General features: G+C 65.0%; 13 protein-coding genes. 12 read left to right on the top strand and 1 reads right to left on the bottom strand.

All coding sequences use genetic code 11. The features are described from left to right. Nucleotides 1-51: 51 nt before the first annotated feature. From soxZ to AC629_RS30870, 9 genes are all read left to right on the top strand, one after another. Complete coding sequence (gene soxZ, locus AC629_RS30830; protein WP_084808636.1) at nucleotides 52-363, top strand: thiosulfate oxidation carrier complex protein SoxZ; 312 nt, start codon at nucleotides 52-54, stop codon at nucleotides 361-363. Next, nucleotides 363-1,226, top strand: a complete 864-nt coding sequence (soxA, locus tag AC629_RS30835; RefSeq protein WP_084808611.1) for a sulfur oxidation c-type cytochrome SoxA — start codon at nucleotides 363-365, stop codon at nucleotides 1,224-1,226. The genes soxZ and soxA overlap by 1 nt, the downstream gene beginning before the upstream one ends. Continuing rightward, nucleotides 1,223-1,528: a hypothetical protein gene (locus AC629_RS30840; RefSeq protein WP_084808612.1), complete on the top strand. Its 306-nt coding sequence runs from the start codon at nucleotides 1,223-1,225 to the stop codon at nucleotides 1,526-1,528. Before soxA ends, AC629_RS30840 begins: the two co-directional genes overlap by 4 nt. 54 nt (nucleotides 1,529-1,582) lie before the next feature. Next, nucleotides 1,583-3,334, top strand: coding sequence for a thiosulfohydrolase SoxB (soxB, locus tag AC629_RS30845; protein WP_084808613.1), 1,752 nt, complete (start codon nucleotides 1,583-1,585; stop codon nucleotides 3,332-3,334). Between the two features lie 23 nt (nucleotides 3,335-3,357). Further along, the gene (locus AC629_RS30850) at nucleotides 3,358-3,804 is read left to right on the top strand and encodes a DsrE family protein (RefSeq protein ID WP_502693064.1); all 447 of its coding nucleotides are present in this window, start codon (nucleotides 3,358-3,360) and stop codon (nucleotides 3,802-3,804) included. Nucleotides 3,805-4,050: 246 nt separating this feature from the next. Beyond that, a complete protein-coding gene (locus AC629_RS30855; protein WP_084808615.1) occupies nucleotides 4,051-5,091 on the top strand; it encodes an MBL fold metallo-hydrolase in 1,041 nt (346 codons plus the stop codon). A 115-nt stretch (nucleotides 5,092-5,206) separates the two neighbouring features. Beyond that, nucleotides 5,207-5,380 carry a hypothetical protein gene (locus AC629_RS47175; protein ID WP_168195616.1) on the top strand — a complete coding sequence of 58 codons (174 nt, stop codon included), beginning with the start codon at nucleotides 5,207-5,209 and terminating at the stop codon, nucleotides 5,378-5,380. Between the two features lie 138 nt (nucleotides 5,381-5,518). Beyond that, entirely contained in the window at nucleotides 5,519-6,727 is a 1,209-nt protein-coding gene (locus AC629_RS30865) for an MFS transporter (RefSeq protein ID WP_084808617.1), read from the top strand. Nucleotides 6,728-6,942: 215 nt separating this feature from the next. After that, complete coding sequence (locus AC629_RS30870; protein WP_084808618.1) at nucleotides 6,943-8,661, top strand: N-acyl-D-amino-acid deacylase family protein; 1,719 nt, start codon at nucleotides 6,943-6,945, stop codon at nucleotides 8,659-8,661. Between the two features lie 241 nt (nucleotides 8,662-8,902). Here AC629_RS30870 and AC629_RS30875 read toward each other — a convergent pair whose 3' ends face one another. Beyond that, nucleotides 8,903-10,252 carry an MFS transporter gene (locus AC629_RS30875; RefSeq protein WP_084808619.1) on the bottom strand — a complete coding sequence of 450 codons (1,350 nt, stop codon included), beginning with the start codon at nucleotides 10,250-10,252 and terminating at the stop codon, nucleotides 8,903-8,905. Between the two features lie 144 nt (nucleotides 10,253-10,396). On the opposite strand from AC629_RS30875, the gene AC629_RS30880 reads away from it, so the two are divergent. Genes AC629_RS30880 through AC629_RS30890 form a run of 3 tightly spaced genes read left to right on the top strand, consistent with a single transcriptional unit; the run spans nucleotide 10,397 to nucleotide 14,581 of the window. Then, nucleotides 10,397-11,050: an ABC transporter ATP-binding protein gene (locus AC629_RS30880; protein WP_084808620.1), complete on the top strand. Its 654-nt coding sequence runs from the start codon at nucleotides 10,397-10,399 to the stop codon at nucleotides 11,048-11,050. Then, complete coding sequence (locus tag AC629_RS30885; RefSeq protein WP_084808621.1) at nucleotides 11,047-13,509, top strand: ABC transporter permease; 2,463 nt, start codon at nucleotides 11,047-11,049, stop codon at nucleotides 13,507-13,509. Before AC629_RS30880 ends, AC629_RS30885 begins: the two co-directional genes overlap by 4 nt. Beyond that, complete coding sequence (locus tag AC629_RS30890) at nucleotides 13,499-14,581, top strand: lipocalin-like domain-containing protein (RefSeq protein WP_084808622.1); 1,083 nt, start codon at nucleotides 13,499-13,501, stop codon at nucleotides 14,579-14,581. The genes AC629_RS30885 and AC629_RS30890 overlap by 11 nt, the downstream gene beginning before the upstream one ends. Nucleotides 14,582-14,592: the final 11 nt, after the last annotated feature.

A 14,592-nucleotide genomic window follows, 5' to 3' on the forward strand; every position in this document is an offset into this window, starting at 1 on the left:
GGAAAACCGCTACACACTTTTCCGGATCATGCTCTGGCGAAGGAGATCAAGATGGCATCCACAATTCGCGTACGCGCCACCGCCAACGGCGACATCACCGAGGTGCAGGCGCTGATCCAACACCCCATGGATTCCGGCTTTGTCAAAGATCCCAAGGGCGAGCTGATCCCAGCTCACTTCATCCAGGAGCTGAAGTTCGAATATAACGGCAAGGACGTCTTCGTCGCCGATTGGGGCCCCGCGGTCTCGAAGGACCCCTACGTCAAGTTCAGCTTCAAGGGGGCCAAGAAGGGCGACGATCTCAAGATCTCCTGGACCGACAACAAGGGTGTGTCGGACACGACCACCGCGAAGATTGCGTGATGAAGACCCGATCTGCCGTTCTGCTGTCCTCGGTGTGTGGCGCACTTGTCGCGCTCGTCCTCACCTCGCCGCACGTGGTAGCCGCCGACAAGGTCGATCCTGTTGCCGACGCCAAGGCGTTCCAGAATTTCTTCTTCCAGAAATTTCCGAACGTGAAGCACGAGGATTTCGTCAATGGTCCTTATTCGATGAACGAGGACATGAAGCGGCAGTGGCAGGAGAAGGAGGAATTCCCGCCTTACGAGTTCGCGCTCGACTCCGGCAAGGAAATGTTCGCGACCCCGTTCAAGAACGGCAAGACCTACGCCGACTGTTTCCCGAACGGCGGCATCGGCATTCGCCAGAACTATCCCTATTTCGACGAGAAGGAAGGCAAGGTCGTCACGCTGGAGCTCGCGCTCAACCGCTGCCGCGAGGCCAATGGCGAGGCCCCCTACTCCTACGTCAAGGACGAGATGGCCTCGCTGACCGCCTATATGGCCTTCACCTCGCGCGGCAAGCCGATGGACGTCAAGATTCCCGATGATCCCCGTGCGCTCGCAGCGTTCGAGAACGGCAAACGCTATTTCTACACGCGGCGCGGCCAGATGAATTTCTCCTGCGCGAGCTGCCATGTGCAAAGCCCGGGCGAGCGGATCCGCGCGGAGATCCTGGCGCCGGCGCTCGGCATCTTGAACGCGATGCCGATCTACCGCTCCGAATGGAGCGGCATGGGCACGACCAGCCGCCGCTTCGTCACCTGCAACAGCCAGACCCGCGCGGTTCCGCTGGAGCCGCAGTCCGACGAATATCGCGACGTCGAATACTTCCTCTCCTATGTCGCCAATGGCCTGCCGATCTCCGGACCGGGAGCGCGGCCATGAAGCGGTCACTTCCTCTCGCCATGCTGCTTGCATTGAGCCTCGCGCCAGCGGCGCGCGCGGCAACCGAAGCGGACTACAAGGCGGCCTATGCCGCCGCCGAGGCCGCTTCCAAGGAGGCGGCCGGCATGCGCAACCAGTGGACCACGACCGTCTCGACGCTGGCGGCGGCTAAGAAGGCCGCCGACGGCGGCGATTTCGACCGCGCCGTGGCCGCAGCCAAGGAGGCCGAGGCGCTGGCGAAGGCCTCTATCTTCCAGGCGACGTCTGAAAAAGAAGCCTGGAAGGCGATGGAAATCCGCTAAAGTAGAGCGCAGTGGAACCGTCGAACTGTCGAGAATAGGCGCGGAGAATCTGTGATGGCGATCCGCCGCCGCGATTTCCTGAAGAGCACAGCCGCTGCTGCCGCATCGCTCGGCCTGCCCAGGCTTGCGCGCGGCGCTGAAGCCGCGAGCATTTACGACATCGAACGGTTCGGCAATGCGCGGATCCTGCACATCACCGACACGCATGCGCAGCTCAATCCGGTCTATTTCCGCGAGCCCAGCGTCAACATCGGCATCGGCGAGATGGCGGGACGGCCGCCACATCTGGTCGGCCGCGCCTTTCTCGACCATTTCGGCATCCGGCCCGACAGCGCGGATGCCTATGCTTTCACCTGCTTCGAGTTCGAGAAGTCCGCAGCGCGCTTCGGCAAGCTCGGCGGTTTCGCCCATCTGAAAACGCTGGTCGATCGCTTGCGCAGCGATGCCGGCGAAAAGCATTGCATGCTCGTCGACGGCGGCGATCTCTGGCAGGGCACGGGGCTCGCCAACATCATGCAGGGCCGCGACATGGTCGAGGCCGCCAACCTGCTCGGCATCGAGGCGATGACCGGCCATTGGGAATTCACCTATGGCGAGCAGGCGCTGCGCGACAACCTCGATCGCTTCAAGGGCGAGTTCCTGGCGCAGAACGTCTTCCTGACCGAGGAAGCCGCGTTCAACGACGCACCCGCCTTCGACAAGGCCACCGGGCGCGTGTTCAAGCCGTCGATGATCAAGGAGCTTGGCGGTCATCGCGTCGCGATCATCGGCCAGGCCTTCCCTTACGTGCCGATCGCACATCCCAAGCGCTTCACGCCGGACTGGACCTTCGGCATCCGCGAGGAAGAACTCCAGAAGCATGTGGACGGCCTGCGCCACACCGACAAGGTCGATGCCGTCATCCTGCTGTCGCACAACGGCATGGACGTCGACCTGAAGCTCGCAAGCCGCGTCTCCGGGATCGACGTCATCCTCGGCGGCCACACCCATGATGCGATCCCGCAGCCTGTCGCGGTGAAGAACGCGAGCGGCACGACGCTCGTCACCAATGCCGGATCCAACGGAAAATTCTTAGGCGTGCTCGATCTCGCGCTCGACAAGGGCAAGGTCAGCGATATCAGGTACCGCCTGTTGCCGGTCTATTCCGAGCTGCTGAAGCCCGACCCCGCCATGGCCGAGCTGATCGGCCGGTTGCGCGCACCGCACGTGACCGACTGGTCGGAGAAGATCGTAGCGGCCGACCGTCTGCTGTATCGCCGCGACAATTTCTCCGGCCCCGTCGACGAGTTGATCTGCGCCGCACTGCGCAGCGAGCTCGATACCGAGGTCGCGCTGTCGCCGGGCTTCCGCTGGGGTGTCACCGCGCTGTCCGGCCAGGCGCTGACCATGGAGGACGTGCTCGCGCAAACCGCGATCACCTATCCCGAGACCTATGTCCAGGAGATGACCGGCAGCCAGATCAAGGACGTGCTGGAAGACATCTGCGACAATCTCTTCAACGCCGATCCCTATTACCAGCAGGGCGGCGACATGGTGCGCGCCGGCGGCCTCAGCTACACCTGCACGCCGACGGCCGCGATTGGCAGCCGGATCTCGGAGCTCAAGCTCAATAGCGGCAAGGCGCTGAGCGCGAACCGCCATTACAAGGTCGCGGGCTGGGCCTCGGTCAACGGCCAGCAAGGCGCGCCGGTGTGGGATGTCGTCGGCAAATATCTGCGCTCAGGCCGGCTGGCGCCGGAGCGGTTCGGCTCCGGTGTGACGCTGAAAGGCGTCGACGGCAATCCAGGCATTGCAGGACAGGGATGACGCGGGCGCGGACATTTGGCGCGATGCTGCTGGCGCTGCTCGTGTGGACGGCGATGCCGCTGGTCTTGAGCGAGAAGGCTTGGGCGCAGCAGGTGCCGCTGCAGGACAAGCCGTTCGCCGAGCACAAGATCGTGCTCCAGCTTTCCGACGGCGATGCAAGGAAGCAGGCGCTGGTGCTCAGCGTCGCCAACAATCTGCTGAAGTTCTACGACCCGGACAAGGTCGCGATTGAGGTCGTGGCATTCGGCCCCGGCATCGACCTGCTGCTTGCCGGTAGCGAGCGTCGCAAGCAGGTCGAAAGCCTGATCGCGCAGGGCGTGCGCTTCGACATCTGCCTCAACACCCTCGACACGATCGAGCGGGAGACGGGCAAGCGGCCGGACTTCATCCCGTCCGCGACACCGGTGCAGGTCGGGGTCGGGCAAATCCTGTTTTTGGCGGAGAATGGGTACACGGTGGTGAGGCCTTGAACCCACGCCGTCATTCCGGGGCGCCTCGCAGAGGCGAACCCGGAATCCATCCCTCCACGAGGTCTGCGGCCAAATGGTTTTCTCGATGCTTTGCATCGCCCCGGAATGACAGCGCAGAGATCCGTCGCTTCCGCCATCTCAGTCGCAACAATAATCTTCTAAATTTACCTCTCGACGCAGTGATTTGCTTCTCTTTTGTGGCACCCCCGTAGTATGATTTGCGATCATCTGACGCCGGGGTCTGCCATGATCTTTCGCCAATTGTTCGACAGCGTTTCGGGCACCTACAGCTATCTCCTGGCGAGCCGCGCCGGCGGCGAGGCGCTGATCCTCGATCCCGTGCTCGAGAAGGTCGATCGCTATTGCCAGTTGCTGCGCGAGCTCGACCTCAAGCTGGTCAAGGCGGTCGACACCCATTTGCATGCCGACCACGTCACCGGGCTCGGCGAGCTGCGCGACCGCACCCATTGCATGACCGTCATGGGCGACCAGACCAAGGCCGACGTGGTGGCGATGCGGGTCGCCGACGGTGACAAGGTGACGATCGAAGGCCTGTCGCTCGACGTGATGTACACGCCGGGCCACACCGACGATTCCTATTCCTATCTGATGGGCGATCGCGTCTTCACCGGCGACACGTTGCTGATCCGCGGCACTGGCCGCACCGATTTCCAGAACGGCTCATCGCGCGCGCAGTACGACTCGATCTTCAACCGCCTGCTCAAGCTGCCGGACGAGACGATGGTGTTCCCGGCGCACGACTACAAGGGCGACACCGTCTCCACCATCGGCGAGGAGAAGCGCTACAATCCGCGGCTCCAGGTCCGCTCCGTCGACGAATATATCGAGCTGATGGCCAATCTGAAGCTGCCGAACCCGAAGATGATGGACGTGGCAGTGCCCGCCAATATGCGGGTCGGCTTGCATCAGGAAGAGCTGGAGAAAGAGGGCCGCGCACTCAGCGCGGTCGAGGCGATCCGCTCGCTCGGCCGGCCCGACATCCTCCTGGTCGATTTACGCGAGACCAACGAGCGGATGAAGCACGGCATGCTCGAAGGCGCACTGCACACGCCCTACCCGAGCGTCGAGGAGAGCCTGAAGCCCGGCGGCATGCTGCGCGAGGTCGTGGCCGCCACTGGCCGCCGCGTCGTGTTCTTCTGCGCCTTCGGCGAGCGCTCGGCGATGGCTGTCGCCGCTGCCAAGGAAGCCGGCCTCACCAACACCGCCCATATCGCCGGCGGCATCGATGCCTGGAAGAAGGCGGGCGGGCCGGTCGTGCACGGCTGAGGGGCCTGTCCAACTCTCGAGAACCAAAGCTTGGCAAGCAAGGCTTGAGATAAGTCAGGAACCGCACATATTTTTCGGGTAGAAGCGGATGACGCATCACCATCCGGGACCGACCATGGCCAAGACCGGCAAGCCGAGCAAGCCGCCCAAAATTGCGGGCAATAAGACGGTGGACGACAAGGCGAAGAAGCCGCCACCACCGCACGCCATCGACGACGACGATTACGAGGACGGCGACATCGCGACGCCGAAGCGGGACGGCTACGGCAACGACGACGAGCCGTTGTGAGCGGGGGAGCTTGCCTCACGCTGCATCATCGAGATCGCAACGAGCGACCTCTGCTACCTGCCATGCGCCTGTGTTCATGGACAAATAACCGCCCTTCCCGATAGTTTGCGCTCGCTCAAGGACTGAAACGGAACTGCAATGGCCGATGTTCTCGCCGCACAGCAGCAAGGCAAGGCGGACAGCGCGCTACGCACGCTGACGGGAATCTCGATCGCGCATTGGGTCAGCCATTTCCACCTGCTGGTCCTGCCGATGCTGTTCCCGTTCCTGAAGGAAAAGCTCGGCGTCGGCTATATCGAACTCGGCTTCGCGCTTACCGTGTTTGCGGTGGTGTCCGGGCTGACGCAGGCGCCCACCGGCTATCTCGTCGACCATCTTGGCGCGCGGAAGATTCTGCTGATCGGGCTTGCCCTCGGCGGCTTTGCGCTGATCCTGCTCGGCCTGCACCTCAGCTACGCCTCGCTGATCGCCTGCGCCGTGCTGCTCGGGCTCGCCAACAGCGTCTATCACCCCGCCGACTACGCGATCCTGGCCGAGCACATGGACGAGGCGCGGATGGGCCGCGCTTTCTCGATCCACACCTTTGCCGGTTATCTCGGCGGCGCGGTGGCACCGGCGATCGTGGCCGCGCTGGTCACTGTCTCCGGCGGCACGGGTGCGCTGATCGCGTCGGGCGCGATCGGCGTGCTGGTAGCGCTTCTGCTGGTCGTCATGAACATTCCTGATGCCGGCGCGCACAAGAAAAAGCCGGGCGCGGCGAATGCGCCAAAGCAGGCTGTCATCACGCCGGCGCTGATCATGCTGACGGTCCTCTTCACGCTGCTCAGCCTGTCGGTCGCCGGCATCAACAATTTCGGCGTGGTCGCATTGATGAGCGGGTATGGCGCATCCTATTCGGCCGCCAATGTTGCGCTGACGGCGTTCCTCGGCGCCAGCGCTGCGGGCGTGCTCGCGGGCGGCTTCCTCGCCGACTACACCGTGCGCCACGGCTATGTCGCCGCGGCGTGCTTTGCCGCCAATGCGGCGATCGTGCTCCTGATCGCACTGGTCACGCTGCCGGGCTGGGCCTTGACCGCCACGATGACGGCCGCAGGTTTCCTCTCCGGCGTGATCGCGCCCTCGCGGGACATGCTGGTGCGCAATGCGGCGCCTCCCGGCGCGGCGGGGCGTGCCTTCGGCATCGTCTCCACCGGCTTCAATCTCGGCGGCATCGTCAGCCCGCTGCTGTTCGGCTGGATCATGGACCAGAACGCGCCGCACTGGGTGTTCGGCGCTTCCGTGATCTTCATGGTCGCGACAGTGGTGCTGTCGCCGTTCACGGAGCGGAAGCCGCAAGACAAGCCGTAGCCTCAAATTCAATCGTCGTCCCTGCGAACGCAGGGACCCATAACCCCAGGGAGTAGTCGTAGCGCGAGACTGGTAACTACGAGCCTTCGCCAAATATCGCCCTGTGGTTATCGCGACGAGCGCAAGCGCTCGCGCGGGGGTCCCGGATCTGCGCTGCGCTTGTCCGGGACGACGGATAGAAAACGCCTAACAACAACAAAACGGGAAGGAACACCATGAGCACCCCTGATCTCGTGATCCGCGGCGGCACCGTTGCGGATGGCCACGGCGGCGAGCTGTTCGAGGCTGACGTCGCCATCACCGGCGGCAAGATCAGCGAGGTCGGAAAGGTCTCGGCCAAGGGCCGCGAGGAGATCGACGCCCGAGGCAAGCTGGTGACGCCGGGTTTCGTCGACGTCCACACCCATTACGACGGCCAGGTCACCTGGAGCCAGGACATCACGCCGTCGTCGCAGAACGGTGTCACCACCGCGATCATGGGCAATTGCGGCGTCGGCTTTGCGCCGTGCAAGCCCTCCGACCACACGCGCCTGATCCAGCTCATGGAGGGCGTCGAGGATATTCCCGAGCCCGTGCTCAGCGCCGGAATCCCCTGGGCGTGGGAGAGCTTTCCGGACTACATGAACTGGCTTTCCAAGCGCGACTTCGACATCGATGTCGGCGCGCAGCTGCCGCATGCTGCGCTGCGCGTCTATGTCATGGGCGAGCGCGGCGCGCGCCGCGATCCCTCGACCGCCGAGGACAATGCGGCGATGGCGAAGCTCGCGGGCGAGGCGGTGCGGTCGGGCGCGCTCGGCTTCTCGACCTCACGCACGCTCAACCACCGCACCTCGACCGGCGATTTCACGCCGACGCTGAAGGCGGGCGAGGACGAGCTCACCGCGATTGCCGGCGCGATGCACCGCGAGGGCCGCAGCGTGCTGCAATTCGTGCTCGATCTCTCCACCATCCACGAAGACCTGCCGATGATGCTGCGGGTGGCGGATACCACGAAATGCCCGATCTCGTTCTCGATCACCCAGAACGATAAGTCACCGCAACGCTGGCGCCAGACGCTGGACGAGATCAATGCGGCAGCCCGGCGCGGCCTCTCAATCACCGCGCAGATCGCCGCGCGTCCCGTCGGCCTGCTGCTCGGGCTAGAGCTGTCGCGCAATCCGTTCCAGACTCATCCAAGCTACAAGGCGATCGCGCATCTGCCGCTGAAGGAGCGGCTGGCGCGGCTGCATCAGCCGGAGGTGCGCAAGGCGATTCTAACCGAGACGGCGACCGCGACCGACGATCCGCTGTTCTTCCGGCCCAACTACGACAAGATGTTCCTGCTCGGCGATCCCCCGGATTACGAGCAGCCGCCGGAGAACGCGCTCGGACCGCAGGCGCGCAAGCAGGGCCGGCAGCCGGAGGAGCTCGCATATGAAGCGATGCTCTCGGACGAGGGCCGCGGCATGCTGTACGTGCCGTTCCTCAACTATTCTGACGGCAATCTCGATGCGACGCGCGAGATGCTGATCGATCCGCAATCGGTGCCCGGCCTTTCCGACGGCGGCGCGCATTGCGGCATCATCTGCGATGCCAGCTTCCCGACCTATCTGCTGACGCACTGGACACGCGACCGCAAGCGCGGCGAGAAGCTCACGATTCCGTTCGTGGTCGCGGCACAGTCACGCAAGACGGCACTGTCGGTCGGCCTCACCGATCGCGGCCTGATTGCGCCCGGCTACAAGGCCGACGTCAACGTGATCGACTACGACCGGCTGCACCTGCATCCGCCGAAGGTGCACTACGATTTGCCGGTCGGCGGGCGACGGCTGTTGCAGGATGTCGACGGCTATGAAGCGACCATCGTGTCGGGCGTGGTGACGCGGCGGCAGGGTGAGGCGACGGGACGCCGGCCGGGCAAGCTGATTCGTGGTGCGCAGGGGATGGTGCAGTAGGCCTAGCTGTACTTGAGGCGCGAATGCGCCTCACAGACCTCGGTGTCGTCCCGCGCACGCGGGGACCCATAACCCCAGGGAGAAGTTGTGGTGCGAAGGGTAACTCCGAATCTTCGCTAAACCACTTCCTGTGGCTATCGCGACGAGCGCAAGCGCTCGCGCGGGGGGTCCCGGATCGGCGCTCAGCTTCGCTGCGCTTGTCCGGGACGACAGTTGTGATTGGGGCCGGCAGCGCCGCCCCTTACGTCGGCGAGACCGCGCTCTCCAGTGCCGCGGCCTGCGGGGCGGCACCACGGGTCAGCCTGGCTTTTTCCGTGTTCGGCCAGAGCAGGAGCAGACCGATGACACCGGAGGCAACCATGACCACCGCGTTGATGGTGAAGCCGGTCATGTAGCCGTCCAGCATGCTTCCGGCGCGCTGGATCACGGTGCCCATCACGCTCGGCGCAATGATGCCGGAGAGCGTGTTGAGCGCGCCGTAGATCGCGATGACCGCGCCGCGCTGCGACGCCGGGGTAAACTCGCCGAGCATCGGCGGGCAGACGACGTAGATCGCACCGCACAGGCCGGAGCCGATGACGAGCAGTGCGAGCTGGAGGCCTGCGCCCTGAACGTGCGGCATCGTCGCCAGGAACAGGCCACCGATGACCAGCGGTACCGAGCCGAGCACGCCGCGCGAAACGCGCGTGCTGTAACCGCGCGCCATCATCACCTGCGAGATCCACCCTGTGAGGAGGACGATGGTGGCGCCGAACACCCAGGGCAGGATCGAGATGAAGCCGGCCTGGCTCTGCGAGAAACCAAGACCCTTGATGATGAAGGGCGTGAACCAGGTGAGCCCCAGCGACAACGCCCAATAGGCGCCGAAGGTCGCGATCACGCAGCCGACGAAGGTCCGTGAGGTCAGAAGCTGCACGTACGGGATTTTCGGCTCGGTGACGGCGAGGACCTGCGTGTCCTCCAGCGGGCCTTCCTTGCCGAGCGCGAGCCAGGCACAGACCCAGATCAGCCCGACGACGCCGAGCGCGCCGAAGGCGTAATGCCAGGAGTGGTTGACGATCACCCAGTTCAGCGCGGGCACGGCGAGGATGACGCCGAAGGCCGAACCCTGCGACAGGATCGCGGTCGGCAACGTGCGCTTCTCGTCGGGAAACCATTTGTAGATGGCGTGCGCGGCGACCGAGAAGGCCGGCCCTTCGCCTGCGCCCAGCACGATGCGGCAGATCAAGAGCGTGGTGAAAGAGACGGTGCCGACCATCGGAAACTGCGCCAGCGCCCAGATCACCGCCAGCGTCAGCAGCACCCAGCGCGTCGGCACCTTGTTGACGATGAAACCGACCACGATGGCCGAGATCGAGAACAGGAAGAAGAACGAGGAGCCGAGCAGGCCGAATTGCTCGGCGTCGAGCTTCATATCTGTCATGATCGGCACACCGGCGAGACCGACGACGATCTTGTCGGCGAAGTTCACGACCATGAAGAGAAAAAGGAGAAAAGTGACTGTCCAGGCGCCCTTTGGCGTTTCCTTCGTTATTGCCTTGGACACCCCTGCCGTCCTGCCCGCCGCATTGGGCGTTCCCTGAGCGCTCATTATTCTCCCCACATGTCCTTTTTGGCACTTTTTGATTTGGCCGTTTTGAGAGCTAACAACGGGTTCGAGGCCAACGCAACCCCGGCATTTCCACTGCAAGTGTGCTACGCAGCATTGAGTTAATTCCGTCCGGCGCCATCGATCGTGCTGAGTATCCGAAACCTCTCGAAAACCTTCTCCTCGGCCGGCGAACCGGTCCATGTGCTGCGCGGCGTCGATCTCGACCTCAAAGCCGGCGAGCGCGTCGCGTTGACCGGCGAATCCGGCAGCGGCAAGAGCACGCTGCTGCACCTGATCGCAGGGCTCGACGCCGCCGACAGCGGCACAATCCTCTTGGAGGACACCGAGGTCACCGAGCTCTCGGATGCGGGGCGCGCCGGCTTGCGGCGCGACCGGATCGGCCTAGTTTTTCAGCAGTTCAACCTGATCCCGAGCCTGTCGGTCGCTGACAATCTCGCCTTCCAGGCGCGAATCGCCGGCCGGCATGACCCCGCCTGGTCCAGGGAGCTGACCGAGCGGCTCGGTCTCGGCAGCCTGCTCAAGCGCTATCCCGAGCAATTGTCAGGGGGGCAGCAGCAGCGCGTCGCGATCGGCCGGGCGCTGGCGACAAAGCCCTCGTTGCTGCTTGCGGACGAACCGACCGGCAATCTGGATGAGGCCACCGCTGACGACGTGCTGGCGCTGACGCGTGATCTCGTCGCGCGCACCGGCTGCGGCTTCCTGATGGTGACGCACAGCCTGCATCTGGCCGGCACGCTCGACCGCCACCTCACCTTGCATGCGGGGCGGATCGCATGAGGCGCGCGCTGTGGGTCCTCGCGGTACTCTTGAGCCATTGGCGGCGGCACAAGATGCAGTTCGCAACGCTCCTGATCGGGCTGATCGCGGCGACCGCGCTGTGGAGCGGCGTACAGGCGATCAACCAGCAGGCCCGCAACGCCTATGACCGCGCCGCGGCGACGTTCGGCGGCGCGCGCACGGCAATGCTGGTCGCGCCTGATACCGCGACCTTTCCGCAGGAGCTGTTCGTCAGGCTGAGGCGCGCGGGCTGGCCGGTCTCGCCGGCTCTGGAAGGCCGCATTCAACTCAACGGACACTCGGTGCGGCTGCTCGGGATTGAGCCGATCACGCTGCCGGCCGATGTCGGCAATGCGCCGCGCCTTGGCGCCTCGGACTTAAGCAGCTTCGTTGCGCCGCCGGGCCAGACGCTGGTGGCGCGGGAGACGCTGGCCGATCTGCAGGAGCAAGAGGGCGCAGCACTGCCGATCAGCAGCGGCGCGAAGCTGCCGCCGCTGCACGTGCTGCCGCAGCTCGTGCCCGGCGTGCTCGTGGTCGACATCGGCGTGGCGCAGCGGCTGCTGAACAAGCCGGATCAGGTGTCGCGGCTCCTGATAGGCAAGCCGAGGGGCAAACCCGCACCACTGGCCAGCATCGTCGGCGACCAGCTGCAGCGGGTCGAGCCGAATGCGGAGACGGAGCTGGAGCGTCTCACCGACAGCTTCCATCTCAATCTCACCGCTTTCGGCCTGCTGTCGTTCTTCGTCGGCCTCTTCATCGTCAACTCGGCCGTCGGCCTCGCCTTCGAGCAGCGGCTGCCGATGCTGCGCACGCTGCGGGCCTGCGGCGCGTCGGCGCGGCTGGTCAACACGGTGCTCGTGATCGAGCTGGTGGCGCTGGCACTCATCGCCGGGCTGATCGGGCTCGCCTGCGGCTATTTCATCGCGGCAGCGCTGTTGCCCGACGTGGCAGCGTCGCTGCGCGGGCTCTATGGCGCGCAGATTCCGGGGCAGCTTTCGCTGCGACCGGAATGGTGGCTCGCCGGCATCGGCATCAGCATCGCCGGTGCGATCGTCGCGGCCGCGACCAGCCTGATCAAGGCGATCAGGATGCCCGTGCTGGCGACAGCGCAGCCGCGCGCCTGGCAACAGAGGCAGCGCCGATGGCTGATCCTGCAAAGTCTTGCCGCCTGCGCCGTGTTCGCGGTCGCGCTGCTGCTGCTCCGCTACGGCGTGTCGCTGGTCGCGGGCTTCGGCGTGCTCGCGGCGCTGATGCTGGGCGCGGCGCTGATCCTGCCGGCGCTGCTCGACATCCTCCTGCTCATGGGCCAGCGCGCCGCGCGCAAGCCGCTCGCGCAGTGGTTCTGGGCCGACAGCCGGCAACAGCTCTCCGGGCTATCGCTGGCGCTGATGGCGCTGCTGCTCGCCCTCGCCGTCAATGTCGGCGTCTCCACCATGGTGGAAACCTTCAGCCGCACCTTCATCGGCTGGCTCGACGGGCGGCTCGCGGCCGACGTCTACATCAGCGCTTCCGACAATGCGCAAGGCGTTGCGATCCGCAACTGGCTGAAGGAGCGTAGCGACGTCCAGGCGATCCTCTCGGGCGGGCGCGCCGAGGCGCAAGTCGAGGGACAGCCGGTGGAGTTGCTCGGCCTGCCCGACCACGCGCTCTATCGCGAGCGCTGGCCGCTGCTGGAGACCGCGCCACGCGCCTGGACGCAGCTCGTGCCCGGCAATGCCGCCTTCATCAGCGAGCAGTTGAGCCGCCGCCTCAATGTCCGTGTCGGCGATGTCATTGAAGTGCCGGCACCGGGCGGGACCTGGGAGCTCGACATCGTCGGCATCTATGCCGACTACGGCAACCCCAGGGGCCAGCTCGCCGTCAATGTCGCGGCGCTGATCCGGCACTTCCCGCAAACGCCGCGGACGCGGATCGGCCTCATCGTCGCAAGGGAGAATATCCCCGGCCTGATCGCGGCGCTGCATAAGCAGTTCGCGCTCGACGACCGCAGCGTTGCCGACCAGGCGACGGTGAAGGCGGAGTCGATCCGCATCTTCAACCGCACATTTGCGGTCACTTCCGCCTTGAATGCCTTCACGCTCGGCGTCGCCGGCATCGCGCTGCTGACCAGCCTTCTGACACTAGCGAATTCGCGCCTGCCACAGCTCGCGCCACTCTGGGCGATCGGCATCACGCGGCCGCGCCTTGCGGCGATCGAATTGGCCAAGACGCTTTCGGTTGCGCTGTTCACGTCGCTATTGGCGGTGCCGCTCGGGCTCGCGGTCGCGTGGTGCCTGATCGCGATCGTCAATGTGAAGGCGTTCGGCTGGCGGCTGCCATTCCACGTATTTCCGCTGCAACTGGCCGAGCTGGTCGCGGTGGCGCTGTTCGCCTCGCTGCTTGCCGCGCTGCTGCCGGTCGCGCGGCTGGCGCGGATGCAGCCGGCGAACCTCGTCAAGGTGTTTGCCAATGAGCGCTGAGAGGATATCGCGGCGCGCTTTCGCCGCTGGCATCGCCGCGCTCGCTCTCGCAGACCGCGCCGGTGCGCAAGGCTATGCCGGGCTCGGCGAGACCGCCGACGGCTTCGCGAAGGTGGTGCCGGGAAAAATATTCACCTTCCCCGCCGATCACGGACCGCATCCGGAGTTTCGCATCGAGTGGTGGTATCTCACGGCGAACCTAGTCGACAGCAGTGGCGCAGCTTGCGGCCTGCAATGGACACTGTTCCGCCAGGCGACGCAGCCGGGCCTGCAAGGCGAGGGCTGGGCCAATCAGCAGGTGTGGATGGGACATGCGGCGGTGACGCGCGCGGATACGCATCGCTTCAACGAAACGTTTTCACGCGGCGGGATCGGCCAGGCTGGCGTCACGGCGAAACCGTTTGCGGCCTGGATCGACGATTGGGAGATGAAAGGGTCCGAGCGCACTGATGATCGCACGCTTGCGCCCTTGACGTTGAAAGCGTCCGGCACAGACTTCAGCTATGCGCTCACGCTCGAAGCTGATCGCTCAGTAGTGCTGCAAGGCGACGGCGGCTACAGCCGCAAGTCGGAGCGCGGGCAGTCGTCGTATTATTACAGCCAGCCGTTCTACCGCGCGCGCGGCACGCTCACCATCGACGACAAGCCGGTCGATGTCTCCGGCCAGGCCTGGATGGACCGCGAATGGAGCAGCCAGCCGCTCGATGCCGACCAGACCGGCTGGGACTGGTTCTCGTTGCATCTGCCGGGCGACGAAAAGCTGATGCTGTACCGGCTGCGCCAGAAGGATGGCCGCGCCAACCTGCTCGGCAACTGGATTACGCCTGATGGTCGCTCCGCCGAGATCAAGGACGCCGGCAACAGCCTCACGCCGCTGGCGACGACCGACATCGGCGGCCGCAAGATACCGACGTCGTGGCGTGTGAACCTTCCCGCCCGTGGTCTTGCCATCGAGACCACGCCGCTCAACCCGCGAAGCTGGATGGGAACCGGCTTCTCCTATTGGGAGGGGCCGATAAGCTTTGCAGGCAGCCACACGGGAATCGGCTATCTGGAGATGACGGGATACTGACAACAGCAATG

It is taken from the genome of Bradyrhizobium sp. NAS80.1, assembly GCF_001908205.1.
In the GTDB taxonomy this organism is placed as follows: Bacteria; Pseudomonadota; Alphaproteobacteria; order Rhizobiales; family Xanthobacteraceae; genus Bradyrhizobium.